Below are 26,212 nucleotides of genomic sequence, written 5' to 3' on the forward strand. Positions count from 1 at the left end.
GTGTACCCCGAAGGGCCTTACCGCTCGACTTGCATGTGTTAAGCACGCCGCTAGCGTTCGTCCTGAGCCAGAATCAAACTCTCCGTTGAAGACTCTCAACCACACCCCGAGGGGTGTAATCAGAAATATCTAACTAGAGTCCGAAAAATCTAGCAAAGCGAACACCAGCAAAATAAGATTCGCTGTTGTTCAAAATGTCCAACCTCCCACGACCGGGGGGTACGCGAAGGCTGGAACCAATAAAAGTATTGGCACTGACATTCATCGACACACTATTGAGTTCTCAAAGAACACACGCACACACTTCCGACCCGACGATCAGTCGAGGTTTCCGTGCGGCAAGGGTTCGTACTGTAGTCCAAGCAACCCGCCGGACGCAAATCCGGTCAAGCCCTGAACACGCAATCAGTCAGGCGCTCAGCGTCCTACCTCGTGTCTCAGCGGGGCTGAGTCGGTGTCCGTGTCGCTCTGACTCGAACTAAGTTACGTGCCGCCAAACACGAAGTCAAATCGGCTGGTCAGCAGGCTATTTCGGCGTACCGACGCGCTCGACCTGTCCACCGAGGGCTTGCATCTGCTCGACGAACTTGGGGTAGCCGCGGTCGATGTGGAACACGTCGTGCACCTCGGTGACGCCGTCGGCGACCAGACCGGCCAGCACCAGGCCGGCTCCGGCACGGATGTCGGAAGACCACACCGGGGCGCTCGACAGGCGCGGGATGCCGCGGACCACGGCGTGGTGACCGTCGGTGCGGGCGTCGGCGCCGAGACGGATCATCTCCTCCACGAAACGGAAACGGGCCTCGAAGACGTTCTCGGTGATCATCGAGGTGCCGTCGGCGATGGCGGCCAGGCCGATGGCCATCGGCTGTAGATCGGTCGGGAAACCCGGGAACGGGAGTGTCGCGAAGTTCACCGCACGCGGACGCTCCGGCTGCACCACACGGAAACCGTTGGGCTCGTAGGAGATTCGCGCACCGGCGGAACGCAGCTTGTCCAGCACCAGGGCCAGGTGCTTCGGGTTCACCCCGGTGACGCGCACATCACCGGTGGTCATCGCGGCCGCGATCCCCCAGGTGGCGGCGACGATGCGGTCACCGATCACCCGGTGCGTGGTGGGACGGAGGCTCTTGACGCCCTGCACGGTGAGCACCGAGGAACCGGCACCGTCGATCCGCGCACCCATCTGCGTGAGCATGGTGCACAGGTCGACGATGTCGGGCTCGCGCGCGGCGTTGTCGATGACCGTCTCGCCCTCGGCGAGCACCGCCGCCATCAGGATGTTCTCGGTGGCGCCCACCGACGGGAAGTCGAGCCGGATCCGCGCGCCCTGCAGCTCCTCGGCCTTCGCGACCACGCAACCGTGCTCGATCTCGCTGGTCGCGCCCAGCAGACGCAGACCGGCCTGGTGCATATCGAGCGGTCGCGAACCGATCGCGTCACCGCCGGGCAGGGCAACGACCGCGCGCTTACAACGGGCCATCAACGGACCGAGCACACACACCGAGGCGCGGAACTGGGTGACCGCCGGGAAGTCCGCGTGGTACTTGGGCTCCGCCGGGGTCACGATCGTCACGACCGAACGGTCGCCGCTCTCGTCGTCGGAGATCGTCACATCACAGCCGAGGCCGCGCAGCACCTCCGCCATCAGCGGGACATCGAGGATGTCGGGGCAGTTGGTGATGGTGGTTGTGCCTTCGGCCAGCAACGACGCGGCCATCAGCTTCAGCACGCTGTTCTTCGCGCCGCCGACCGCGACCTCGCCGACGAGCTGATTACCGCCGGAGACCAGAAACCGTTCGCTCACCCCGCCAGCTTATCGACCGATGCGCCACGACACGCCCCCCTGTCACCAAACCGGCTCGATCGGGCCGGAACTCGTGACCGCCGAGCCGCTTTCGCGCTAGCGTCCGCCGCCCGGTTGCCACAGCACGTCACCCTCGGGATTGGTGTAGCGGCTGAGGATGAACAGCAGGTCCGACAGGCGATTGAGGTATTTCGCGGGCAGCACGCTCGTGTCGTCGGGGTACGCGGCGACCGCGGCCCAGGCCGATCGTTCGGCGCGGCGGGCAACCGTGCGTGCGGTGTGCAACAGCGCGGCCAACGGCGTGCCGCCGGGCAGGATGAACGAATTCAGTGGCGCGAGTGACGCGTTGAACTCGTCGCACCACGCCTCGAGCCGGTCGATATAGGACTGGGTGATGCGCAGTGGCGGGTACTTCGGGTCGGCCACGATCGGGGTCGACAGATCCGCGCCCGCGTCGAAAAGGTCGTTCTGGATCTGGCGCAACACCGACAGGATCTCGGGCGCCGGCGTACCGAGGGCAACCGCGACACCGAGCGCCGCATTGGCCTCGTCGCAATCGGCGTAGGCGACCAGGCGCGCGTCGGTCTTGGCGACCCGGGAGAAATCGCTCAGACCCGTAGTTCCGTCGTCACCGGTTCGGGTGTAGATCCGGGTGAGGTGGACCGAAGATCGTGGCTGGGAGTCGTCCGGCATCTCAGATCGGACCCTTTCGCTTGGCACGGTCCGACGGCCGCGACTCCATCCACGACAGAAAAGCCGCCATCGATCCGCGGTCGAGTGCCAATTCGAAACTGGCATGCGGGTCGGTGACGGCTACCACGACGATGTCGTCGGTCATGATGTCGAACTCGTCGCCCTGGGGATGCCTGCGTTCGACGATTTCGAGGCCCTGGCGGTGAATCGTGCTGTCCGGGCCGAATTTGAGGCTGGTGAGTTTGAAGAAGACGAGCCGGTCCTCGTCGTAGCGGATGAGGCCGTGCCGCCAGCCCTGGCCGCCGCGCGCGGGCAGTACCCGCAGCAGCGCGGCCGTCCCACCGCGGCGCAGCATGACCAGCCGATAGGTGGAAGCGCCTGCGATGAACACGAGCGTCAGCACCAGAATGATCAGGAGAACCATCCCGGTTTGCAATGCCGTACGCCCTTTCGCTCCACTCGGGTGCCGTGGACACCCCTGTCATATTCAATCACGGCCGCCCGAAACGGTTCCGCCCGGATCCGTCATCCCCCGGATAAAACACTGCCGGCGGTGAACTCTGGGAGTTCACCGCCGGCAGTGTTCGTGTTGTGAAGCGATCAGGACGCCGTGGTCGCCTCGACGGCCCGGACCTGACCCTGCGCCGCGCGCAGCTGCGCCTCGTCGGCGTCCGCGTCGGCGAGCACCTTGCGTGCCGCGTCGACATCGACCTCGCCCGCGAGATCGGCCGACTCGGCCAGCACGCGAACGGTATCGGCGGTCACCGAGAAGAAGCCGCCGTGCACCGCGGCGACGATCCGCTCGCCCTCGGTCGGCACGATGGTCACCGTGCCGCCCTCGACGAGCTGACCGAGCAGCGGCTCATGGCCCGCCATGATGCCGATCTGTCCCTCGGTGGTCTGCGCGCTGACGAACGAAGCCTGGCCGGACCAGAGCTTGCGTTCGACAGCCACGAGATCGACCGTCATCGTCCTGGAAGTGGACTCTGCCATCGTGGACTACTTTCCGGCGATCTTCTTCGCAGCGGCCTCGACGTCGTCGAGTCCACCGCAGGAGTTGAACGCCTGCTCCGGGAAGTGGTCGAACTCGCCCTTGCAGACCCGGTCGAAGTCGTCGATGGTCTGCTCCAGCGGCACGACCGAACCCGGCTGACCGGTGAACTTCTCGGCCACGATGAAGTTCTGGCCGAGGAACTTCTCCAGACGACGGGCGCGGCCGACGAGGACCTTGTCCTCTTCGGAGAGCTCGTCCATACCGAGGATGGCGATGATGTCCTGCAGCTCCTTGTACTTCTGCAGGATCCGCTTGACCTCGTTGGCGACCCGGAAGTGGCGCTCGCCGACGATCGAAGCCTCGAGGATACGAGAGGTCGAGGTCAGCGGGTCGACGGCCGGGTAGATGCCCTTCTGCGAGATCGGGCGCGAAAGCTCGGTCGTCGCATCGAGGTGGGCGAAGGTGGTCGCCGGCGCCGGGTCGGTGTAGTCGTCGGCGGGGACGTAGATCGCCTGCAGCGAGGTGATCGAGCGACCACGGGTCGAGGTGATGCGCTCCTGGAGCTCACCCATCTCGTCCGCCAGCGTCGGCTGGTAACCCACGGCCGAAGGCATACGACCCAGCAGGGTCGAGACCTCGGAACCGGCCTGGGTGAAACGGAAGATGTTGTCGATGAAGAGCAGCACGTCCTGGTGCTGGACATCGCGGAAGTACTCCGCCATGGTCAGCGCGGACAGGGCCACGCGCATACGCGTGCCCGGCGGCTCGTCCATCTGGCCGAAGACGAGGGCGGTGTCCTGGAGGACGCCCATCTCTTCCATTTCCAGGTGGAGGTCGGTGCCCTCACGGGTACGCTCACCGACGCCCGCGAACACCGAGGTGCCGGAGAACTCGCGAGCGATACGGGTGATCATCTCCTGGATCAGAACGGTCTTGCCGACACCGGCACCACCGAACAGACCGATCTTGCCGCCCTTGACGTACGGGGTGAGCAGGTCGATGACCTTCACACCGGTCTCGAGCATCTCGGTCTTACCCTCGAGCTGATCGAAGCTCGGGGGCTTGCGGTGGATGCCCCACTGCTCGCCGTCGCGGCCGAGGCCGGGCGAGTCGAGGCAGTCGCCGAGGGCGTTGAACACGTGGCCCTTGACGATGTCGCCGACGGGCACCGAGATCGGCTTACCCGAGTCGGTGACGCTCGCGCCACGGACCAGGCCGTCGGTCGGCTGCATCGAGATGGTGCGCACGATGTTGTCGCCGAGGTGCTGGGCGACCTCGAGGGTCAGGGTCTTGGCCACCGACGCGAGCTTGATGTCGGTGTTCAGAGCGTTGAAAAGCTCGGGAATGGCGCCACGCGGGAACTCGACGTCCACGACGGGGCCGATGACACGGACGACGCGGCCGGCGGTTTCGCCCGCCTTCTTCGCGTTGTCCTGAGTGACAGCTGCGGTCATTAGATTGGTTCTCTTCCTGCGCTTCTAGTCGCGGTCCGAGCTCGACGCCAGCGCGTTCACGCCGCCGACGATTTCGCTGATTTCCTGCGTGATCTGGGCCTGACGCACCGAGTTCGCCTCGCGCTGGAGCACACTGGCCAGCTCGTTGGCGTTGTCGGTCGCCGCCTTCATTGCGGTGCGCCGAGCCGCGGACTCGGATGCCGCTGCCTCGAGCAACGATGCGTAGATTCGCGTGTTGACGTACTTGGGCAGCAGAGCGCCCAGCAGCACATCGGCGTCCGGCTCGAACTCGTACTGCGCCGAGACGACCACGTTCGGCGAGTCCGACATGATGTCGTCGCCGAGCTCGTAGTTCTCGTCGACGAAGCTGACCTGGATCGGCGCCAGGCGGCGCACCTCCGGGGTCTGCGTCAGCATCGAGACGAACTTGGTGTACACGATGTGCAGCTCGTCGACACCCGCCATGGTCCCGCCGCTGAGCGTCGGAACCTCGCCGTCGGAGCCGGCCATGAAGGCCTCGACCAGGTGCTGGCAGGCGGCCGACGCATCGGTGTACTTCGGCTGCTGCGAGAAACCGGTCCACGACGCCTGGAACGGGCGGTTGCGGAACTTGTAGTACGTGAGGCCCTTGTTGCCCATCACGTACAGCACGGGTTCTTTGCCCTCGCCACGCAGGGTGGTCATGAGCTCCTCGGCGCGCTTGAGCACGTTGGAGTTGTAGCCACCACACATACCGCTGTCACTGGTGATCACCAGGACAGCGGCCCGCCGGGCGTTGGCACGCTCGGTCAGCAGCGGGTGCGACAGGTTCTTCGAGGCGCTGGCCAGCTCACCGAGGACCTTGGTGATCTCCTCGGCGTACGGCTTGGCGGCCGCGACCCGGGCCTGGGCCTTGGAAATTCGCGAGGTCGCGATGAGTTCCTGAGCCTTGGTGATCTTCTTGATCGAATTCACACCACGAATGCGGGAGCGCAATTCGCGCAAACTTGCCACTACGATTCACTCCCTTCATTCGCCGTATCGATAGTTGCCGACATCAGTGCTGACCCGGCTTACTTGTCGACGTGCTTGCGGGTGACCGACAGCGACTCGACCTCTTCGTGGTCCAGGTCGCCCGCGGCGGCCTCGTTCACGACGCGGCTGCCGTCCGAAGCAAGGAAGCCCTGCTTGAACTTGTCGGTCTCGGACTTGATCGCCTCGGCGGCCTCGCCGTCGAGCGGCTTGCGGCCACCCTCGAGCGCGTCGAAGGACGACTGGGTCGCGCTGTGCAGGTGCTCGAGCAGCTCGGCGGTGAAGCGACGCACGTCGGCGACGGGAACCGAGTCGTAGTAGCCGGCGTCGACCAGGTAGATCGAGACGACCTGATCCTCGACGGCGACCGGGGAGTACTGGTTCTGCTTGAGCAGCTCGACCCAGCGGGCACCGCGCTCGAGCTGGGCCAGCGAAGCGGCGTCCAGGTCGGAGGCGAAGGCGGAGAACGCCTCGAGCTCGCGGTACTGGGCCATTTCCAGACGCAGCGAACCGGCGACCTTCTTCATGGCCTTGGTCTGGGCGGCGCCACCGACACGGGAGACCGAGGTACCGACGTTGATCGCCGGGCGGACACCCTTGTTGAACAGGTCGGACTCGAGGAAGACCTGGCCGTCGGTGATGGAGATGACGTTGGTCGGGATGAACGCCGAGACGTCGTTGGCCTTGGTCTCGATGATCGGCAGACCGGTCATCGAGCCGCCACCCATCTCGTCGGACAGCTTCGCGCAACGCTCCAGCAGACGGGAGTGCAGGTAGAAGACGTCACCGGGGTACGCCTCGCGGCCCGGCGGACGACGCAGCAGCAGCGAGATGGCGCGGTAGGCCTCGGCCTGCTTGGTCAGGTCGTCGAACACGATGAGGACGTGCTTGCCCTGGTACATCCAGTGCTGGCCGATGGCCGAGCCGGTGTAGGGGGCCAGCCACTTGAAGCCGGCGGAGTCCGACGCGGGGGCGGCGACGATGGTGGTGTACTCCATCGCGCCGTGCTCCTCGAGCGCGGTCTTGACGCCCGCGATGGTGGAGCCCTTCTGGCCGATCGCGACGTAGATGCAGCGGACCTGCTTGGTCGGGTCGCCCGACTCCCAGTTCGCCTTCTGGTTCAGGATCGCGTCGACGGCGACGGCGGTCTTACCGGTCTTACGGTCGCCGATGATCAGCTGACGCTGGCCGCGGCCGATGGCGGTCAGCGCGTCGATCGCGGTGATACCGGTGGCCAGCGGCTCCTCGACCGGCTGGCGCTCCAGCACGGTCGCGGCCTGCAGCTCGAGCACGCGGCGGTCGTCGGCTTCGATCTCGCCGAGGCCGTCGATGGCCTGGCCGAGGGGGTTGACGACGCGACCGAGGAACTTGTCACCGACGGGAACCGACAGCACGTCGCCGGTGCGGCGGACCTGCTGGCCCTCCTCGAGCGAGGCGTACTCGCCGAGGATGACGGCACCGATCTCGGTGTCCTCGAGGTTCAGCGCGACGCCGAGGACGCCGCCCGGGAACTCGAGCAGCTCGTTGGCCATCGCCGACGGCAGACCGCTGACGTGCGCGATGCCGTCGCCGGTGTCGGTCACGAGGCCGACTTCTTCGATGGAGGTTTCCGGGGTGTAGCTCTGGGTGTAGCTCTCGATCGCGCTACGGATCTCGTCGGAGGAGATCGTCAGCTCCGCCATGTTGTTCCTGCTCTCGCTGTGGTCTCGAATGTCGGGGGTTGAAGAAGTACCGCGAAGGTGGCGTCCTGGTCAGGACATCGCGCGACGCAGCTTCTCCAGTCGGCCGGTGGCGCTGCCGTCGATGACGTCGTCTCCGACGCGCACGACGACGCCGCTCAGCAGCGTCGGGTCGACCTGCACGTGCACGGTGACCGCCTTGCCGTAGATCCGCTGCAGGGAAGCCGCCAGCTTCTCCTTCTGCTGATCGGTCAGCGTGACCGCGGCGTGCACATGGGCGACGATCTGGTCACGACGGGCCGCCGCCAGATCGGACAGGGCGTCGAAGGCGACGCCGATGTTGTTGGTCCGCAGCCGGACCACGGCCTGCTCGGCCAGCGCAACGGTGACCGGCTCGGCCTTACCGTTGAGCAGCCGCTCGATCAGCTCACGCCGCGCCGAGGCGGGCTTGCCGTGATCGGACAGTGCCTGCTCCAGCTGCGGGTTGTCGGCGATGATCCGGCCGAGCCGGAACAGCTCGTCTTCCACCGCGTCGAGCCGGCCGCCGTCGGCGGCGGACTCGAGCAGAGCCTCCTGCCCGAGCAGCTCCAGGGTGTCGACCAGGTCGCGGGTGCGGGACCAGTTCTGCGCCACGGCGGTGGTCAGCACTGCCTGCGTGGCAGCGCTGACCTTGCCGCCGAAGATCCGCTCGCTGAGTTCAGCGCGCGCCGAACCCGGCACCGAGGCGTCCGCGAGCGCCACACGCAGCGAACGCTGGTCGTCCAGCACGGCGACAACGGCGAACAGTTCCGACCCCGTTGTGGCCGCAACAGTTTCGCTTCCGGTCAACGCGGCCCGAAGCGCCTCGCGAGACCGGGCACTGGCCTCGCGGCTCGCTGCGTACATGCTTCTCACTTTCGCGTCGCTACCTTCCGACCCCGATGGCGTCGGTGTCGTCGAGTTCCTTGAGGAACTTGTCGATCGACGCCGCCTGCTTGGCTTCGTCCGAAACCGACTGACCGATGATCTTCTCGGCCAGCTCGACGGCCGTACGGCCGACCTCGGAACGCAGCTCCGTCAGGATCTGCTGGCGCTGGGCTTCCAGCTGGGAGTGACCGGCGGCGACGATGCGGTCGCTTTCGGCCTGGGCGTCCTGGCGCATCTGCGCGAGGATCTGCTGCCCCTGGGTGCGCGCATCCTCACGGATACGTGCGGCCTCGAGCCGGGCGTCGGCCAGCTGCTGCTGGTACTGCTGCAGCGTCTGCTGGGCCTCGGCCTGGGCTGCTTCGGCCCTGGCGATACCGCCTTCGATCTTGTCGGTGCGCTCTTCGAGGGTCTTGGTCACACGTGGGATCACGTACTTCCAGAACAACAGACCGATGACGATGACACAGACGATCGACCAGACGATGTCGTACGTTGCGGGGACGAGAGGATTCACATCCTCTCCCCCTTCGGCGGCGAGCATCATGATTTCGCGCATCGGAATCAGAAGATGAAGCCGGCGACGAGGCCGATCAGCGCCAGGGCTTCGGTGAACGCGATACCGAGGAACATGGTGGTGCGGATCTGGCCGGACAGCTCGGGCTGACGCGCGATGCCCTCGATGGCCTTACCGACGACGATGCCGACGCCGATGCCGGGGCCGATCGCAGCGAGGCCGTAGCCGATGGCGCCGAAGCCCTTGAAGGTGCTCTCGGTGTTCGCGGCTTCCTGGGCCAGGTAAGCGAGGCTCATGAGTCTTCTTTCCCTTTCTGTTGCTCACCCGCCGGTCGGCGTGTGCAGCAGGTTTGGCGGTATGTAGGTGGTTCGGTCGGGTCTAGTGGTCGGCGGCGTGCTGCGACTGGCCGATGTACACGGCGGCCAGCAGCGCGAAGACGTAGGCCTGCAGGAAGATGACCAGCAGCTCGAACAGAGTGAAGCCGATGGCAGCCAGCAGCGAGAAGGGCGAGAAGACCTTCATCCACGCGGTCGCGTCGAACAGGAAGAACCAGGTGGCGCTGAAGAACAGCACCAGCATGATGTGGCCGGCCAGCATGTTGGCCATGAGACGGACGGTCAGCGTGAACGGGCGCAGGATGAAGGTCGAGATGAACTCGATCGGAATCAGCAGCACGTGCAGCGCGATCGGCACGTCGGGGACGACGATGCTGTGGCGGATGTAGGAGAAGAACCCGTACTTCCTGATGCCCACGTAGTTGTAGACGATGTAGACGATCGCGGCGAGGACCAGCGGCATGCCGATGCGCGCGTTCGACGAGATGTTCAACCCGGGAATCACACCGGAGAAGTTCAGAAAGAGAACCGTGAAGAAGATCGTCGCGAGCAGCGGGAGGAACTTCTTGCCGGATTCTTTGCCGAGTACCTCGTCGGCGATCTGCTCCTTGACGAAAACCACACCGGCTTCCATCACATTCTGCAGGCCGCGCGGCACGATCTTCGGCGAGCGGAAAGCCAGCACGAAGACGGCCACCAGAACGGCGGTCATCAACAGACGGACCAGCATCAGGCGATCGAGTTCGAACGGCGTACCCTCGAACAGCACCGCTGGAGGGAAGAAGTCGGACAGCGATGGCGCGTGGAACTCGCCCGCCGCCAAAGTGATGACGCTCAGCGTTCTCTCCCGTGTTCGGGCCGCGGGTACGACTGTCATTCCCGCGGTTCGATCGGACATTGACGATCAAAGGGGGTCGACTTTTGTCGGCTCGAAATTCGACAGTCGCTGATACGAGGGATACCTGTATTAGCTTCTGTACGGGCGTCGGCGACATCGTCGACATGCTTCAACCGGGCACATTCCACCCGGATCGGCAGTAAGCATAGCGGCCTCGGGTGGGATCTCGGTGATCCCCCCTTGGTAACCCGAGGCATAGCCCGAATCCCCGGACCGCGCCCCTAGCTTGGGTGCTTGCTTACCAACACTTTACCAAGCTATCTACGACAGTGCGTAGCTGGGTGGGATTATTCCTGCTCGGAAGCCGTTTCGCTGTCTCCCGCGCGTGTCGTGACGTACGGGACCTTGTGTCGCACAACGCCATAGGTTTCGGCGCCGAGCACGATGAGCAAGGCCCCTACCACGGTGAGGAACAGCGCTGGCCTGCTGTAGAAGTCGAACTGGTTGAGCACACCAACGACGACGAGCACCACCAGCAGCTTGGCGACCCAGCTGACCAGCATGACCATGCCCGCCATCTGCGGTGGCAGTTTCGCGCTGAACAGCACCGACACCACGGTGGTGAGGATGAATCCGCCACCGATCGCAGCACCGAGCAGTGCGCCCCACAGGCCGGGCATCCCGGCGACGAGGGAGGCGATCACGACCGAGGCGACCACGAGCACGCCGAGGCCGATCAGGCCGTAGCGCAGCGCGGCACGCAGCGGGGCGTCGGGGCCTGGCACGGTTTCGGGTGTAAAGCTCACGGCCCGCACTTTACCTTGCGGGCCGGAGTCAATGCTGGGCCGACTCCGTGCGGCGCATCGAGGGGATCACCGTCACCACCAGCGCGAACACCAATCCGCCCGCCACCAGCAACACCACGAGCCGCCGGTCCATCAGCGAAGTTCCCACCGCGCCGAAGGCGAGCACGCCGACCCATAAATAGATGAGCAACACCACGCGGCGCTGGGAATGTCCGATCTGCAGCAATCGGTGATGCAGATGCATTTTGTCCGGTGTGGAAAAACTCACGCCCGCGCGCACCCGGCGCACGATCGCCAGCAACAGATCGAGCACCGGAATGAACATCACCGCGCCCACCAGCAACAGCGGCGAGAGCAAACCCACAATGTCGCGCGGGCCGTAGCCCTGCAGCGGAATTCGGCCCGACGCACCGGTGGAAACAGCTGCCAGCATCAAACCGATCATCATCGACCCGGTATCGCCCATGAAGATTCGGGCCGGGGAGAAATTGTGCGGCAGAAACCCGAGGCACGCACCGGCCAGCGCGGCGGCCAGCAAAGCGGGCGGATAGGTGTCGACCGAGCCGCCCTGGTCGTAGAGCAAACCCACGGAGAACGCGAAAACAGCCACCGCGCAGATCAAACCGAGGCCGGCGGCCAGGCCGTCCAATCCGTCGACGAAGTTCATCGCGTTGACGAGTGTGACGGTGATGCCGACCGTCACCAGGCCGCCCTGCAGCGCGTCGAGCACCACGGTGGTGTCGTTGAACGGGTCGTAGATCACGTACCAGCTCAGGCCCATCACGGCCATCACGCCCGCCGCGGTGACCTGTCCGGCGAATTTGGTCAGCGCGTCCAGTCCCCAGCGGTCGTCGACTATGCCGACGAGCACGATGATCGTCGCGGCGACGAGCACCGCGGGAATATCGGGCGCGTAATCGAAGCCGCGGCGCAGCGCGGGCAATTGATGTGCGAACAAGATCGCGGCCACGACGCCGACATACATACCGGCGCCGCCCATCCGCGGAATCGGTTTGACGTGCACATCGCGTTCACGCGGAATCGCCACGGCGCCGAAACCGATGGCGAGTACCCGGACACCGCCGGTGGCCAGGAAGGTCACCGTCGCCGAGACGAGCAGCACGAGCAGGAGCTCACGCAGGGGAACGACTGAGCTCATCGCAGGCGGGCGATCACCGGTTGGTGGAGCTGGTCAGGGCCTCGGGCGCCATCCCGAGCACCTCGGCGATATCGGCCACCGGCACCGCACCCTCCCGCAATACGCGCGGTTGATCCGCGGTGAGGTCGACGATCGTGGAGGCGACGGCGTGCTCGGCCGGGCCGCCGTCGAGGTACACGCTCGCCAGCGAACCGAGTTGTTCCCGAGCCTGTTCGACGGTGGTGGCGGGCGGCTGACCCGACACATTGGCGCTCGACACCGCGAGCGGACCGACCGCGCGCAGCAGTTCCAGCGCCACCGGGTGCAGCGGCATCCGCAGCATCACCGTGCCGCGGGTGTCACCGAGGTCCCAGGCCAGCGAAGGTGCCGCCTGCACAACGAGACTCAGCGCACCGGGCCAGAACGCACGGATCAGGTCACGGGCCTGCGGGCGCACCGAGAACACGAGTCCGTCGATGGTGTGCCAGGAGCCGACGAGCACCGGGACCGGCATATCGCGACCGCGCCGCTTGGCGGCGAGCAGGTCGGCGACGGCGGACGAATCGAACGCGTCGGCGGCGATGCCGTAGAGAGTGTCGGTGGGCATCACGACGAGGCGACCCGACTTCAGCGCACTGGTGGCCGCGGTGATCCCCGCGTCTCGAGACGCCTCATCGGCACAGTCGTAGACAGTACTCAAAGCTGTCCGCCTCCTCCGCGTACTTTCCCGGTCTTTAGCTGCGGGCAAGAGTGTAGCCCCCGGTGCGAGGGGCCGGACCCGAGGGACTTTTGGGCGCGCATCAGGCGGTTAGCCACATGATTGCCCGGTGGAGCGGCGACGGAATCGCCGCGCTCCCGTCTCCGGCGGTTCAGCCGTTCGAGGGCCGGTGGGCAGTGACGAAGCGGGGCTTTTCGGACAGGTCGACGTGTTCGGCGACGTCGGTGAGGTCGGCGGCCGACAGCAGCGCCGCAACTCCCCCGCCGTTGGTGTCGTCGTGTTCGACGGCGGTGGCGCCGCCTGGGCGCAGAAGGCGGGCGATCGTCGGCACCATGCCCCGGATGACGTCGAGACCGTCGGGACCGCCGAAGAGGGCGCGGTGGGGGTCGTGGTCGGCGACCTCGGGGTCGAGGACCGCGTCCTGGGGGATGTAGGGCGGGTTGGCGACGACCAGGTCGGCGCGGGCGGTGAGGTGTTCGACCACGAACGGGTCGGTGACGTCACCGGAGTACAGGGTGATGGGGGTATCACCCGCGGCGATGCGCGCGTCGGCGTTGCGGCGGGCCCAGCGCAACGCGTCGGGATCGAGTTCGACGGCGTGTACGTCGGCGTCCGGGCGAGCGTGCGCGATGGCGAGGGCCAGCGCGCCGGAGCCGGTGCACAGATCGACGACGATCGGCGCGTGCGCGAGCGGTTGGGTCTCGAGGAAGCCCAGCGCCCAGGCGAGCAGCAGCTCGGTTTCCGGGCGCGGCACGAACACGCCGGGTCCGACGGCGAGGTCGACGGCACCGAGCGGCGCGGTTCCGGTCAAGTGCTGCAAGGGGATTCGCGCCGCGCGCTGCTCGACCGAATGATCGATGCGCGCCGCGGTCTCGGCGTCGATCATCGGGATCAGCGCCAACCGCATGCGATCCACACCGAGCGCATGGGCGGCGAGCATCTCGGCGTCGAACATCGGCGAGCCGACGCCCGCCTCGGCCAAACGACCGGCTGCGGCAACGATCAAGGGACGCAACGGGACTCGCTCAGCCGCGGTCTCGGACACGTTCACAGCAACCTCCGCAATCGCCTGCGGACGCGAACGGCCCACAGGGTCCGAACTACTGCTCCGCACGCCGGGCGCCAGTCGTTCATTCGTACTCCGGCGTCCGGCGTGATCGCACCGACCGGCCCGTGGCGGTCCATGCCTTACTCGGCAGCCATCCGGGCCTCGCGGTCGGCTTTGCCGAGCGCGTCGAGCAGGGCGTCCATGTCACCGTCGAGGACGGCGTCGAGGTTGTGCGCCTTGAACCCGATGCGGTGATCGGCGATCCGGTTCTCGGGGAAGTTGTAGGTGCGGATGCGCTCGGAGCGGTCGACGGTGCGGATCTGGCTGGCGCGACCGGCCGCCGCCTCCTGCTCGGCCTGCTCCTCGGCCAGCGCCTGCAACCGGGCGGCGAGGACCTGCATGGCACGGGCCTTGTTCTGCAGCTGGGAGCGTTCGTTCTGGCAGGTCACCACGATGCCCGAGGGCAGGTGGGTGATGCGGACGGCGGAGTCGGTGGTGTTCACGCCCTGCCCGCCCTTGCCGGAGGACCGGTACACGTCGATGCGCAGGTCGGTCTCGTCGATCTGCACCTGCTCGACTTCGTCGGGCTCCGGGTAGATCAGCACGCCCGCGGCCGAGGTGTGGATGCGGCCCTGCGACTCGGTCACCGGCACGCGCTGCACGCGGTGCACGCCGCCCTCGAACTTGAAGCGCGACCACACACCGTCGCGCGCGGCGTCGCGGCTCTTGATCGACAGCGTCGCGTCCTTGTATCCGCCCAGGTCGGAGTAGGTGACGTCGAGCGTCTCCACCTTCCAGCCGTGCCGTTCGGCGTAGCGGATGTACATGCGCGCCAGGTCGGCGGCGAACAGCGCGGATTCCTCGCCACCCTCGCCGGACTTCACCTCGAGCACCACGTCGTCGCCGTCGTGCGGGTCGCGTGGGGCGAGCAGATCGGCGAGGGCCTGTTCGAGTTCGGCCAGCTGGGCTTCCAGCCCGGGCACCTCGGCGGCGAAGGTGGCGTCGTCGGCGGCCAGCTCACGGGCGGCCTCGAGGTCGTCGCGCACCGCTTCGAGCTTGCGGTAGGTGCTCATCACCGGCGCCAGCTCGGCGAACCGCTTACCCACCCGGCGTGCCGCGCCCGCGTCGTTGTGCAGCGACGGATCGGCCAGCTGCGTCTCCAGGCCCTGGTACTCGGCCAGGATGTCGTCGATGGCGGACGGTTGCGTCACGGGAGGATTCCTTCGGTGTGCGGGGCGACGGCTCGGGTAGAGAAACCACCGACGCCCGGCCTGCGAATGCAGAACCGGGCGTCGGGGGAGACAACTAGCTTTCGGCGTCGGCCTTCTTGGAACCGGCGCGCTTGCCGTAGCGAGCCTCGAAGCGAGCCACGCGGCCGCCGGTGTCGAGGATCTTCTGCTTGCCCGTGTAGAACGGGTGGCACTGCGAGCAGACCTCGACCGTGATCTGGCCGGACTCCTTGGTGGAGCGAGTCTGGAAGGTGTTGCCGCAACCACACACGACGGTGGTGTCGACATACGTGGGGTGGATTCCTGCCTTCATGGGCGTCCTCTCGATAATGGTCGCCGGGTCGTAGCTCCATGGAGTGGAGTACGTGAACCGGAACCGACTAGGCGGGATGTCTGCGAACTCGCAGACACACAGCGGTCCAGTATGCCAGACCCGGCCGCCCTCATGAGAACACCCCCTACCCTTCGGATGTTCCCGGCAAACCGAAAGGGCCCCGCCGAAGCGGAGCCCTTTCGATCTGTCACTCGTCGAGTGCGCCCGGTGCGGTCTTGGAGACCGACATCAGGAACTCGAGGTTGTTCTTCGACTTCTTCAACCGGTCGATGAGCAGGTCGATCGCCTGATGCGAATCCAGGCCCGAGAGCACCCGGCGCAGCTTGTGCAGCACCGCGGCCTCGTCCGGGGACATCAGCAGTTCGTCCTTGCGGGTGCTCGACAGGTTCACGTCGACCGCCGGGAACACGCGGCGCTCGGCGATCTTGCGGTCGAGCTTGAGCTCGGCGTTACCCGTGCCCTTGAACTCCTCGAAGATCACCGTGTCGCCGGTGGACCCGGTCTCGACCAGCGCCGTGGCGATGATCGTGAGCGAGCCGCCGTTCTCGATGTTGCGTGCCGCGCCGAGGAACCGCTTGGGCGGGTACAGCGCGGTCGAGTCGACACCACCGGAGAGGATGCGGCCCGAGGCGGGCGAGGAGTTGTTGTACGCGCGGCCCAATCGGGTGATCGAGTCGAGCAGCACCACAACGTCTTTGCCCATCTCCACCAGTCGCTTGGCCCGCTCGATGGCGAGCTCGGCGACGGAGGTGTGGTCGGCCGGCGGCCGGTCGAAGGTGGAGGCGATGACCTCACCCTTCACCGAACGCTGCATGTCGGTGACCTCTTCGGGACGTTCGTCGACCAGCACGACCATGAGGTAGCACTCGGGGTTGTTGGTCGCGATCGCGTTGGCGATGTCCTGCACCACGGTCGTCTTACCGGCCTTGGGCGGGGAGACGATCAGCGCGCGCTGGCCCTTGCCGATCGGCATGATCAGGTCGATCACGCGGGTGCTCAGCTTGTTGGGCGTGGTCTCGAGGCGCAGTCGCTGGTTCGGGTACAGCGGGGTGAGCTTCTGGAAGTCGGGACGACGCTTGGCCGCCTCCACCTCGCCACCGTTGACGGTGTCCAGGCGCACCAGCGGGTCGAACTTCTGGCGCTGGTTGCCCTGCTCGCCGTCGCGCGGCGCGCGGACCGCACCGGTGATGGCGTCACCGCGGCGCAGACCGTTCTTGCGGACCAGGTTCATCGACACGTACACGTCGTTGGGTCCGGCCAGGTAGCCGGAGGTCCGCACGAAGGCGTAGTTGTCGAGCACGTCGAGGATGCCCGCGACGGGCTGCAGGACGTCGTCCTCGCGGATCTCGAAGTCGCGGGCCTCGCCGCCACCGCCACCGGTGCCACCGTCGCGGTCACGCCCACGACGACGCTCACGGAAGCGACGGCCCCGGCGACCGCGGCCGCCTTCCTCGTCGTCGCCACCACGATCACGGTCGTCGCGCGGGCCACGATTGCCGCCCGCGTTGCCGTTCTGGTTCTGGTTGCGCTCGCCGCGCTCGTTCTGGTTGCGGTCGTTCTGATTACGCTCGCCAGCGGAATTGCGGTCGCCACCGGAATTGCGGTCGTTGCGCTCGCGACGACGCTCGCCCTGCTCGCCACCCTCGGCCTGCTTGGGCTCCTCGGTGCGAGTCTCGGTGCGATTCTCGGCGGGGGCGTTCTCGCCGCCTCCGGAACGGGCCTGGTCACGACCGCGACGCTGCCTGCCACGGCCACGCTGACCGCTCTCGCGACCGGACTCCTCGCCCGCCTCGGCGGGGGCTTCGGTCTTGGCCTCGACCGGCTTGGTCGAAGCGGTCTCGGGCTCGGCGTGCTCGGTCTCGGTGGCCTTGGTCTCGACCGGCTTCACCTCGGCCGTCTTCGCCTCTGCCGCCTTGGATTCGGCGGCGGGCTTCTCGGCCTTGGCCGGGCGCTCCCGCTTGGCGGGGGCCTCGGCGGTGGTGGGCGCGTCGGCCGTCACGGCGGCGGCTTCGGCAGGCTTGGCACCCTTGGCAGGCGCTCCGGCCTGGTTTTCTTTGATTGCGGCGATGAGATCGCCCTTGCGCATACCGGAGGTGCCTCGGATACCGAGTTCCCCAGCGAGCGCACGCAACTGCGGCAACAGCATTCCAGTCAGCCCCGATCGTGCGACGTCGGTGTGTTCGCTCATTTTCGAAATCTGTCCGGATTCACTTTCGCGGCCGCCCGAATTCGTCGGGTCGGTATCCACCCCGGGTGTCGCGAGCAGGTCCGTTTCTGTCACGGAAATCCTTTCCTTCCCTCGAATGCCGTGTGCTGAGTCGAGGGTTCGTTCCGCAGACCCGGCAACATATGCCGAGCTCGGATTATGCGTCCCACAGGACGCGTGTGCCGTACTACCCGCCCCGCCGGACCGGAGGCTTCGCCACCAGAAGAAAGTGGTAAGGGGAGCGATTGCCCTGATGAAGCACCGGCGTCTGATGCGCACGATGTACGGACCACCCCAGAATAGCCGCCTACCACGAACAACGGCAAGGCAGGCACGCCGTCAGTCGATCGACACCCCGTCGGCGATACCTGGCTCGACCACGCGCAAACCATCTTTCTCGGCCAGTTCGCGCAGGTCAGCGGGGAATTCCGTGGTCGTAAGCGCGAGGATTGTCGGGCCGGCACCCGAAACCGTCGCGGCGATTCCGGCGTCACGTAGCCGCTCGATCCAGGCGGTGGTGAGCGGTAGCGCGGGGGCACGCTGGGTCTGGTGCAACCGGTCGGCGGTGGCGGGCATCAGCAGGTCGGGACGCTCGGTCAGCGCGACGACGGCCAGGGCCGCCCGGCTCACGTTGAACGCCGCGTCGCCGTGGGGCACCTGCTCGGGCAGCAGCCCGCGCGTGTGTGCCGTGGACGAACGCTCCTGCGGAATCAGCACCACCGGTCGCAGCGCCCGCGCGGGATCCAGGCGCACAGCCCGGTAGGCGCGGGCCTCGGCGTCGGTCTCGGTCCACGAGACGACGACACCGCCGAGCACGCTGGCGGCGGCGTTGTCGGGATGGCCCTCGAACTCCGAGGCCAGCTGAACCAGCCGGTCACCGTCGAGGCGAAGCGCCGGATCGAACTTCGCGGCGAGTCCGGCACCGGCGGCCAGGCCACCGACCACGGCCGACGCGCTGGAACCGAGACCACGTGAATGCGGAATCACGTTGCGGCACACGACATCGAGACCGTCGGCCCAGACGCCGAGCGATTCCAGGCCGCGTTCGATGGCGCGGACGACCAGATGGGTAGGGCCCCACGGCACGTCGTCGGCGCCCTCACCCTCGACCCGGATCGCGAGGCCGGATTCGGTGGTGCGCACGACGATTTCGTCGTAGATGCCCAATGCCATTCCGAGACAATCGAATCCGGGTCCGAGATTGGCGGTGGAGGCCGGAACGCGCACGGTCACCTCGAGACCGGCGGGCAGGGTCGCTGTCATCAGCGTCGGCTCACGCGCGGTCAACTCAGGCCAGCTCGAGTTCGCGGGCGATGGCGACCGGATCCACCGCGATCGGCTTGACCTCGGGCATTCCGGCCAGCGCGTTGTCGGGGTCCTTGAGGCCGTTGCCGGTGACGGTGCACACGACGGTCAGGCCCGAATCCAGCCAGCCCTCCTTGCGCGCGGCGAGCAGACCGGCGACGCTCGCGGCCGACGCGGGCTCGACGAACACGCCCTCGGTCGCGGCGACCAGGCGGTAGGCGGCCAGAATCTCCTCGTCGGTGGCGGCACGGAAGGCACCACCGGACTGCTCCTTGGCCTCCATCGCACCGTTCCACGAGGCGGGTGCGCCGATGCGGATCGCGGTGGCGACGGTCTCGGGGTCCTTCACCGGAGCACCGTTGACCAGCGGCGCGGCACCGGCGGCCTGCACGCCGAGCATGCGCGGCAGCACCGAGGTGATGCCGTCGGCGTGGTATTCGCGGTACCCGCGCCAGTAGGCGGTGATGTTGCCCGCGTTGCCGACAGGCAGCACGTGCACGTCGGGTGCCTTGCCGAGCACATCGCAGATTTCGAAGGAGGCGGTCTTCTGCCCCTCGATGCGGGCGGGGTTCACCGAGTTCACCAGTCCGACCTGCGGGAATTCGGCGGTCACCTTGCGGGCCAGCTCGAGGCAGTCGTCGAAGTTGCCCTCGACCTGGATGATCTTGGCACCGAGCATCACGGCCTGGGCCAGCTTGCCCATCGCGATCTTGCCCTGCGGGATCAGCACGGCGCATTCCATGCCCGCGCGGGTGGCGTAGGCGGCGGCCGAGGCGGAAGTGTTGCCGGTCGACGCGCACAGCACGGCCTTCTGACCGCGGTACTTGGCGTCGGTCATGGCCATGGTCATGCCGCGGTCCTTGAACGAACCGGTGGGGTTGGCGCCCTCGACCTTCAGGTACACCTCGCACCCGGTGAGTTCGGACAGGTGCGTGGCGGGGACCAGCGGAGTACCGCCCTCGAACAGGGTCACCGGCTCCCAGTCGGCGGCACCGGCCAAACGATCGCGGTAGGCCGCGATCAGGCCGGGCCAGCGCGAGTGCACGCCACTCTGCGGGGCGATGCCAGTGGAGTTCATGATTCTTCGGTGCCTTCCAGTCTGAGAACGCTGGTCACAGCGGTGACGGAATCCATTTCCGCCAGTACCGCGACAGTATCGGCCAGCGACGACTCCACCGCATGGTGGGTGACGACCACGAGCCGGGCGCCGTCGCCGTGACCCTGCTGACGCACGGTGGAGATGCTCACCCCGTGCTGGGCGAAGGTGTCGGCGACTGCGGCGAGCACGCCGGGACGGTCCTCCACCTGCAGGTTCACGTGGTAGCGGGTGGGGGTGTCACCGATCGGCGCGATCGGCAGCTCAGCATAAACCGATTCGCCGGGTGCGCGACCACCGTAGAACTTGTTGCGGGCCGCCATCACCAGGTCGCCCAGCACCGCCGAGGCGGTCGGTGCGCCGCCGGCGCCCTGCCCGTAGAACATCAGGCGACCGGCGTTGTCGGCCTCCACGACCACGGCGTTGAACGCGCCGTTGACCGAGGCGAGCGGGTGCTTGCGTGGGATGAGCGCCGGGTACACGCGCACGGAGACGCGGTCCTTGCCGCCTTCGGCCGCGCTCGGCTCGCCGGGGACGCGCTCGCAGATGGCGAGCAGCTTCACCGTGCAGCCGACGGCCGAGGCGGTCTCGAGGTCTTCGGCGGTGATCTTGGAGATGCCCTCGCGGTACACATCGGCGGCGGTGACGCGGGTGTGGAACGCCAGCGAAGCCAGGATCGCGGCCTTGGCGGCGGCGTCGTAGCCCTCCACGTCGGCGGTGGGGTCGGCCTCGGCGTAGCCCAGGTCGGTGGCCTCGGCGAGCACGTCGTCGTAGGCGGCGCCGGTCTCGTCCATCGCGGAGAGGATGAAGTTGGTCGTGCCGTTCACGATGCCGACGACCTTGTTCACCCGGTCACCCGAGAGCGACTGGATCAGCGGACGCACCACCGGGATCGCACCGGCGACCGCGGCCTCGAAGTACAGGTCGGCGCGGCTGCTCTCGGCGGCGGCGGCCAGTTCGCCGGTGTAGTCGGCCAGCAGCGCCTTGTTGGCGGTGACCACGGACTTGCCGGCGGCGAGGGCGTCGCCGATGAGCTTGCGGGCCGGGTCGATACCGCCCATGACCTCGACCACCAGGTCCACGTCGTCGCGGGCAAGCAGCGCCTCGGCGTCGGTGGTGAGCAGCTCGGCGGGCAGCCCGCGGTCCTTGGACAGGTCGCGCACGGCGACACCGCGCAGCACCAGCGGCGCACCGACGCGCGAGCGCAGGTCGTCGGCGTGGTCGCGCAGTACGCGCACCACCTCGGTGCCGACGGTGCCCATGCCGAGCACGGCTACGCCGAGCGGGCGCCCCGCGTCGTTGGTGCCGTTCATCCTTCTACCTCCAGGCTGAGCAGGTCCGCCACCGTTTCCCGGCGCAGAATCAGTCGCGACTCCCCCTCGCGCACCGCGACCACGGCGGGCCGGGTGAGCAGGTTGTAGCGACTCGACATCGAATAGCAGTACGCCCCCGTCGCCGCGACCGCGACCAGGTCGCCCGGTCCGGCGTCGGCGGGCATCCACGTGTCGCGGATGACGATATCGCCGCTCTCGCAATGCTTTCCGACCACGCGCGCGACCACGGCGTGCGCGTCGGAGCTCCGCGAGACCAGACGGCAATCGTAATCGGCCTGGTAGAGCGCGGGGCGGATATTGTCGCTCATCCCGCCGTCGACGCTCACGTACCGGCGCCGCGCGCCACCGTCGAGCTCGACGTCCTTGATGGTGCCGACCTCGTAGAGGGTGACGGTGCCCGGTCCGGCGATGGCGCGCCCCGGCTCGACCGCGATGATCGGCTCGGGCAGCCCGGCGCGGGTGGCCTCGGCGGCGACCAGGTCGCGCAGCTTGGCGGCGAACTCGTCGAGCTCGGGCGGGTTGTCGCTGGGCAGGTAGGCGATGCCGAGGCCGCCGCCCAGGTCGAGGGTGGAGATCTGGGCGGTGCGTTCCACACCGAACTTGTCGATCGCCTCGCGCAGCAGGCCGAGCATGCGGCGGGCCGCGATCTCGAAGCCGTCGAGCTCGAAGATCTGCGAGCCGATGTGGCTGTGCAGGCCGACCAGGCGCAGGTTGTCGGCCTCGAAGACGCGCGCCAGGGCTTCCATCGCGTCGCCGCCGGCGATCGAGAAACCGAACTTCTGGTCCTCGTGGGCGGTGGAGATGTACTCGTGGGTGTGCGCTTCGACGCCGACGGTCACGCGGACCAGCACGTCCTGCACCACGCCCGCCGCACCGGCGACGGCTTCCAGGCGTTCGATCTCGTAGAGCGAGTCCACGACCACGTGGCCGACGCCCGCCGCGACGGCGGCTTCCAGCTCGGGGACGGACTTGTTGTTGCCGTGCAACGCGATTCGCTCCGCGGGGAAGCCCGCGTTGAGCGCGATGGCCAGCTCGCCACCGGAGCACACATCGAGGGAAAGGCCCTCGTCGCGGATCCAGCGGGCGATCTCACCGCACAGGAACGCCTTCGACGCGTAGTGCACGCGCGCGGCGGTGCCGAACGCGGCGACCATGTCGCGGCAGCGCGAGCGGAAGTCGTCTTCGTCGATCACGAACAGCGGGGTGCCGTACTGAGCGGCCAATTCGGTGACGGGGATGCCCGCCAACCGGACCACGCCGTCGTCACCACGCGAGGCATTGCGGGGCCACACGTGTTCGGGCAGGTCGATCATCTCGCGCGGATCGGTCGGCCGCTCGCCGAGCGTCGGGGCGTGCGGGATCTCGGCGTGCCGAGGCCCGGCGGGGTGTGCACTCATCGAGCGTCCTTCCTGAAAAAGTCTGCGGAGCTCACATGCGCTCCGGTGCGCTCACGCCTAGCAGGGCCAGGCCGTTGGCCAGCACCTGACGGGTCGCCTTCACCAGTTCGAGGCGGGCGGCGCCCCGCGGGCTGACGGCGTCGTCGCCCTTGGGCAGCACGCGCATGTCGTCGTCGGACTGGAACGGGTGGTACACCCCGGCCAGTTCTTCGAGGTAGCGGGCGATCCGGTGCGGTTCGCGGGTCTCGGCGGCGGTGGCGACCACGCGCGGGAAATCACCGAGGGTCCGGATCAGGTCACCTTCGCGACCGGACGTCATCAGCGCGAAATCCGGTGTCACAGTGGCGAATTCGGGGTACTTGGCGGCATTGCCGATGATGCTGTTGGTGCGCGAGTGCGCGTACTGCACGTAGTACACCGGGTTCTCGCTGCTGGCCTTGGTCCACAGATCGAGGTCGATGTCGATGCTCGAGTTCACCGAGGACCGCACCAGCGAGTAGCGGGCCGCGTCGACACCGATCTGCTCGACCAGGTCGTTGAGCGTCACCACGGTGCCCGCCCGCTTGCTCATCTTCACGGCCTGGCCGTCGCGGACCAGGTTCACCATCTGCCCGATCAGCACCTCGACGGTGTCGGGATCGTCGCCGAAGGCGGCCGCGGCGGCCTTCAACCGGCCGATGTAGCCGTGGTGGTCGGCGCCGAGCATGTAGATGGCCAGGTCGAAGCCGCGCGAGCGCTTGTTCTGGAAGTAGGCGATGTCGCCGGCGATGTAGGCGGAGGTGCCGTCGCTCTTGAGGACCACCCGGTCCTTGTCGTCGCCGAATTCGGTGGAGGCGATCCACCAGGCGCCGTCCTTCTCGTACAGGTTGCCCGAGTCCTTGAGCTGCTGCACAGCCCGGTCGACGGCGCCGGAGGCGAACAGTTCGCTCTCGTTGAAGTACACGTCGAAATCGGTGCCGAAATCGTGCAGGTCCTGCTTGATCTGGGCGAACATCTGCTGCACGCCCTCGCGCCGGAACAGCTCGTGACGCTGGTCGGCGGGCAGGGTGAGCGCATCGGGATGCGCGGCGACGATGCTCGCGGCGATCTCCTGGATGTACTCGCCCGCGTAGCCGTCCTCGGGGGTCGGCTCGCCGAGCGCGGCCGCGACCAGCGATTTCGCGAACCGGTCGATCTGGGCGCCGTTGTCGTTGAAGTAGTACTCGCGGGTCACGTCGGCGCCCTCGGCGGCCAGGATGCGGCCGAGCGCGTCACCGACCGCGGCCCAGCGGGTGCCACCGAGGTGGACGGGACCGGTCGGGTTGGCGGAGACGAATTCGAGGTTGATCTTGGTGCCGGTCAGCGCCGAGCCGGTGCCGTACTTGTCGGCCGCGGTCAGGATCTGGGTGACGATCGCGCCCTGTGCCGACGCGGCAAGGCGGATGTTCAGGAAGCCGGGACCTGCGACCTCGGCCACATCGATGCCCTCGGTGGCCGACAACGCCTCGGCCAGCCAGCCGGCCAACTCACGGGGATTCGTTCCCACCCGCTTGGCCACCTGCATCGCCACATTCGTGGCATAGTCGCCGTGTTCGGGGTTGCGCGGACGCTCCACTGTGACCTGCTCGGGCAGGACCGACGAGTCCAGTCCACGTTCGACAAGCACCTTCGCCGCGGTGGTGCGAAGGAGATCTGCAAGGTCAGCTGGAGTCACGAGTCTCTATCCTATTGGCTGGGCGCCTCGCAACCACGACCGCCCGCCACGAACGCACCGATCCATACGTCGAAAGAGCTAACCGAGCGATGCCGAGCAGGACAAGCGCAACATCAGCCAAGGCCGTCCGGGCCGCGGGGAAGTCGTCTCCGTCCCGCAAGCCGGGCAAGGGCAAACTCCCGCACAAGAAGCGTGAAGTGCCCTGGGGCCTGCTCGGCGGCGGCGTGGTCATCGTCGCGCTGATCGGCCTGCTGGCCTACAGCATCGTGCCCAAGTACATGGACCAGGCCGCCATCCGCGAAGCGCAGACCGACCTGTCCGAGTGGGCGCCGAGCGAGCAGAACCAGGACCCGGCGGCCAAGATCGAGGGCGTCGTGAAGCAGGAGTACCCGGCGGCACTGCACGTCAGCGAGACGCAGCGCGTCGCCTACGACAAGTCGCCCGCCTACGGTGGCCCGCACGACGTGGCCTGGGCCAACTGCACCGGCACGGTGTACGCCAAGCCGATCCGCATGGAGAACGCGGTGCATTCGCTCGAGCACGGTGCGGTGTGGATCACCTACAACCCCGACAAGGTCGACGCGGCCGGGGTGGAGAAGCTGTCGAACTTCGTCAAGGACCGGCCGTACACGATGATGTCGCCGTACCCGGCCCTCGACACCCCCATCGCGCTGCAGTCGTGGGGCCACCAGCTGAAGCTGGACTCGGCCGAGGACGCGCGCATCAAGCAGTTCATCTCCGCGCTGCGCACCAACCCGTACGCGCACCCCGAGGTCGGCGCCAGCTGCTCGAACCCGATCTTCGACGCCAACAACCCGCCGCCGTTCGACTCCTCGCCCTACGGCCCCGACGCCATCCCGATGGACGGCACCGGCGCCAACCAGGACGCGAGCGAACTCGGCGGACTCGGTTCGGGTGTCCCCGGTCTGCCGGGCATCCCGATGCCGGGCGCGCCGGCCGGTCAGTGATGAGCGAGACCGAGCCCACCGGCAGGCGCCCTGCCGGTGCGGTGCTCGTGCTCGGTGCGATCGGCCTGCTCCTGCTCGGTGCCGTAGCGGGTGTGCTGCTGCGGATGCCGCTGGAGAAGGCCGAATCGGCCGCGCCCGGGCCGGTCGACATCGGTTTCAACCAGGACATGTCGGTGCACCACGCCCAGGCCGTCGACATGGCCGGAATCGCGTTGATCGGTTCCACCGACAACGACGTGCGCCGCCTGGCCTACGACATCATGACCACCCAGTCGAACCAGATCGGCCGCATGCAGGGCTGGTTGCAGCTGTGGGACGCACCGAGCCAGAGCGTCGAGGGTTTCATGGGCTGGATGAGCGACACCGGCGGACACGGTCACGGCGCGAGCCCGACGACCGCACACCACGGCCCCGTGTCCGCGATGCCCGGCATGGCGAGCCAGGAGGAGATGACGGCCCTGCGCCAGGCCACCGGCCCGGCCCTGGACACGATGTTCCTGCAGCTGATGCTGCGCCACCACCAGGGCGGTGTCCCCATGCTCGACTATGCCGCCGAACAGGCCTCGACCACCGCGGTCCGCTCCCTCGCGGCCACCATGTCGAAAACCCAATCCGGCGAATCGACCCTGATGACCACCATGCTCACCACTCGAGGCGCCACCCCCCTCCCCCTCGGTTGACCCCGGTGCCGGACCGGGATCAACCCCCC

The 26,212-nt window shown here is 67.4% G+C and carries 25 protein-coding genes and 1 rRNA gene; 2 read left to right on the forward strand and 24 right to left on the reverse strand.

Features of this window, described 5'->3' with window-relative positions; genetic code table 11:
- The 24 genes from ACWEVR_RS24945 to argS all read right to left on the reverse strand — a co-directional run.
- Positions 1–89, reverse strand: a 16S ribosomal RNA gene (locus ACWEVR_RS24945); the annotation flags it as partial.
- A 437-nt stretch (positions 90–526) separates the two neighbouring features.
- Positions 527–1,807 carry a UDP-N-acetylglucosamine 1-carboxyvinyltransferase gene (gene murA, locus ACWEVR_RS24950; protein WP_067490426.1) on the reverse strand — a complete coding sequence of 427 codons (1,281 nt, stop codon included), beginning with the start codon at positions 1,805–1,807 and terminating at the stop codon, positions 527–529.
- A 96-nt stretch (positions 1,808–1,903) separates the two neighbouring features.
- Positions 1,904–2,500: a cob(I)yrinic acid a,c-diamide adenosyltransferase gene (locus tag ACWEVR_RS24955; RefSeq protein ID WP_067641561.1), complete on the reverse strand. Its 597-nt coding sequence runs from the start codon at positions 2,498–2,500 to the stop codon at positions 1,904–1,906.
- A 1-nt stretch (position 2,501) separates the two neighbouring features.
- Positions 2,502–2,924, reverse strand: coding sequence for a DUF2550 domain-containing protein (locus ACWEVR_RS24960; protein WP_067490432.1), 423 nt, complete (start codon positions 2,922–2,924; stop codon positions 2,502–2,504).
- 176 nt (positions 2,925–3,100) lie between these two features.
- Positions 3,101–3,469: a F0F1 ATP synthase subunit epsilon gene (locus ACWEVR_RS24965; RefSeq protein ID WP_370465737.1), complete on the reverse strand. Its 369-nt coding sequence runs from the start codon at positions 3,467–3,469 to the stop codon at positions 3,101–3,103.
- Between the two features lie 30 nt (positions 3,470–3,499).
- Entirely contained in the window at positions 3,500–4,948 is a 1,449-nt protein-coding gene (gene atpD, locus ACWEVR_RS24970; RefSeq protein WP_067490436.1) for a F0F1 ATP synthase subunit beta, read from the reverse strand.
- A 24-nt stretch (positions 4,949–4,972) separates the two neighbouring features.
- On the reverse strand, positions 4,973–5,941 hold the full coding sequence (locus tag ACWEVR_RS24975) for a F0F1 ATP synthase subunit gamma (protein ID WP_357146752.1): 969 nt from the start codon (positions 5,939–5,941) through the stop codon (positions 4,973–4,975).
- 59 nt (positions 5,942–6,000) lie between these two features.
- The gene (gene atpA / locus ACWEVR_RS24980) at positions 6,001–7,641 is read right to left on the reverse strand and encodes a F0F1 ATP synthase subunit alpha (protein ID WP_067641556.1); all 1,641 of its coding nucleotides are present in this window, start codon (positions 7,639–7,641) and stop codon (positions 6,001–6,003) included.
- Positions 7,642–7,710: 69 nt separating this feature from the next.
- Positions 7,711–8,523 (reverse strand): F0F1 ATP synthase subunit delta, encoded by an 813-nt coding sequence (locus ACWEVR_RS24985; protein ID WP_067490446.1) that lies wholly within the window; start codon positions 8,521–8,523, stop codon positions 7,711–7,713.
- Positions 8,524–8,542: 19 nt separating this feature from the next.
- Positions 8,543–9,100, reverse strand: coding sequence for a F0F1 ATP synthase subunit B (locus tag ACWEVR_RS24990; RefSeq protein WP_067490448.1), 558 nt, complete (start codon positions 9,098–9,100; stop codon positions 8,543–8,545).
- Positions 9,101–9,105: 5 nt separating this feature from the next.
- Positions 9,106–9,354: an ATP synthase F0 subunit C gene (locus ACWEVR_RS24995; RefSeq protein ID WP_067447672.1), complete on the reverse strand. Its 249-nt coding sequence runs from the start codon at positions 9,352–9,354 to the stop codon at positions 9,106–9,108.
- Positions 9,355–9,436: 82 nt separating this feature from the next.
- Positions 9,437–10,270: a F0F1 ATP synthase subunit A gene (gene atpB, locus ACWEVR_RS25000; protein WP_225282119.1), complete on the reverse strand. Its 834-nt coding sequence runs from the start codon at positions 10,268–10,270 to the stop codon at positions 9,437–9,439.
- Positions 10,271–10,578: 308 nt separating this feature from the next.
- A complete protein-coding gene (locus tag ACWEVR_RS25005; protein ID WP_452468947.1) occupies positions 10,579–11,046 on the reverse strand; it encodes a hypothetical protein in 468 nt (155 codons plus the stop codon).
- A gap of 19 nt (positions 11,047–11,065) precedes the next feature.
- Positions 11,066–12,196, reverse strand: a complete 1,131-nt coding sequence (locus ACWEVR_RS25010) for an MraY family glycosyltransferase (RefSeq protein ID WP_452468948.1) — start codon at positions 12,194–12,196, stop codon at positions 11,066–11,068.
- A 13-nt stretch (positions 12,197–12,209) separates the two neighbouring features.
- The gene (locus ACWEVR_RS25015; RefSeq protein WP_357146763.1) at positions 12,210–12,875 is read right to left on the reverse strand and encodes an L-threonylcarbamoyladenylate synthase; all 666 of its coding nucleotides are present in this window, start codon (positions 12,873–12,875) and stop codon (positions 12,210–12,212) included.
- Between the two features lie 169 nt (positions 12,876–13,044).
- Complete coding sequence (gene prmC, locus ACWEVR_RS25020; protein WP_452468949.1) at positions 13,045–13,944, reverse strand: peptide chain release factor N(5)-glutamine methyltransferase; 900 nt, start codon at positions 13,942–13,944, stop codon at positions 13,045–13,047.
- A 137-nt stretch (positions 13,945–14,081) separates the two neighbouring features.
- Entirely contained in the window at positions 14,082–15,152 is a 1,071-nt protein-coding gene (gene prfA / locus ACWEVR_RS25025; protein ID WP_452468950.1) for a peptide chain release factor 1, read from the reverse strand.
- Between the two features lie 94 nt (positions 15,153–15,246).
- On the reverse strand, positions 15,247–15,483 hold the full coding sequence (gene rpmE / locus ACWEVR_RS25030; RefSeq protein ID WP_067981454.1) for a 50S ribosomal protein L31: 237 nt from the start codon (positions 15,481–15,483) through the stop codon (positions 15,247–15,249).
- 208 nt (positions 15,484–15,691) lie between these two features.
- Positions 15,692–17,785 (reverse strand): transcription termination factor Rho, encoded by a 2,094-nt coding sequence (gene rho, locus ACWEVR_RS25035; protein WP_452468951.1) that lies wholly within the window; start codon positions 17,783–17,785, stop codon positions 15,692–15,694.
- Between the two features lie 264 nt (positions 17,786–18,049).
- The gene (gene thrB / locus ACWEVR_RS25040; RefSeq protein ID WP_452469029.1) at positions 18,050–18,973 is read right to left on the reverse strand and encodes a homoserine kinase; all 924 of its coding nucleotides are present in this window, start codon (positions 18,971–18,973) and stop codon (positions 18,050–18,052) included.
- Positions 18,974–18,998: 25 nt separating this feature from the next.
- Positions 18,999–20,093: a threonine synthase gene (gene thrC, locus ACWEVR_RS25045; RefSeq protein WP_452468952.1), complete on the reverse strand. Its 1,095-nt coding sequence runs from the start codon at positions 20,091–20,093 to the stop codon at positions 18,999–19,001.
- Positions 20,090–21,424 carry a homoserine dehydrogenase gene (locus tag ACWEVR_RS25050; RefSeq protein ID WP_067641542.1) on the reverse strand — a complete coding sequence of 445 codons (1,335 nt, stop codon included), beginning with the start codon at positions 21,422–21,424 and terminating at the stop codon, positions 20,090–20,092. Before ACWEVR_RS25050 ends, thrC begins: the two co-directional genes overlap by 4 nt.
- Complete coding sequence (lysA, locus tag ACWEVR_RS25055) at positions 21,421–22,842, reverse strand: diaminopimelate decarboxylase (RefSeq protein WP_067490473.1); 1,422 nt, start codon at positions 22,840–22,842, stop codon at positions 21,421–21,423. Before lysA ends, ACWEVR_RS25050 begins: the two co-directional genes overlap by 4 nt.
- Before the next feature lie 31 nt (positions 22,843–22,873).
- The gene (argS, locus tag ACWEVR_RS25060; protein WP_452468953.1) at positions 22,874–24,535 is read right to left on the reverse strand and encodes an arginine--tRNA ligase; all 1,662 of its coding nucleotides are present in this window, start codon (positions 24,533–24,535) and stop codon (positions 22,874–22,876) included.
- Between the two features lie 89 nt (positions 24,536–24,624).
- On the opposite strand from argS, the gene ACWEVR_RS25065 reads away from it, so the two are divergent.
- Positions 24,625–25,503: a DUF3105 domain-containing protein gene (locus tag ACWEVR_RS25065; RefSeq protein ID WP_452468954.1), complete on the forward strand. Its 879-nt coding sequence runs from the start codon at positions 24,625–24,627 to the stop codon at positions 25,501–25,503.
- Entirely contained in the window at positions 25,503–26,183 is a 681-nt protein-coding gene (locus tag ACWEVR_RS25070) for a DUF305 domain-containing protein (protein WP_452468955.1), read from the forward strand. Before ACWEVR_RS25065 ends, ACWEVR_RS25070 begins: the two co-directional genes overlap by 1 nt.
- Positions 26,184–26,212: the final 29 nt, after the last annotated feature.

The sequence above is a fragment of the Nocardia sp. NPDC003979 genome, assembly GCF_053605015.1.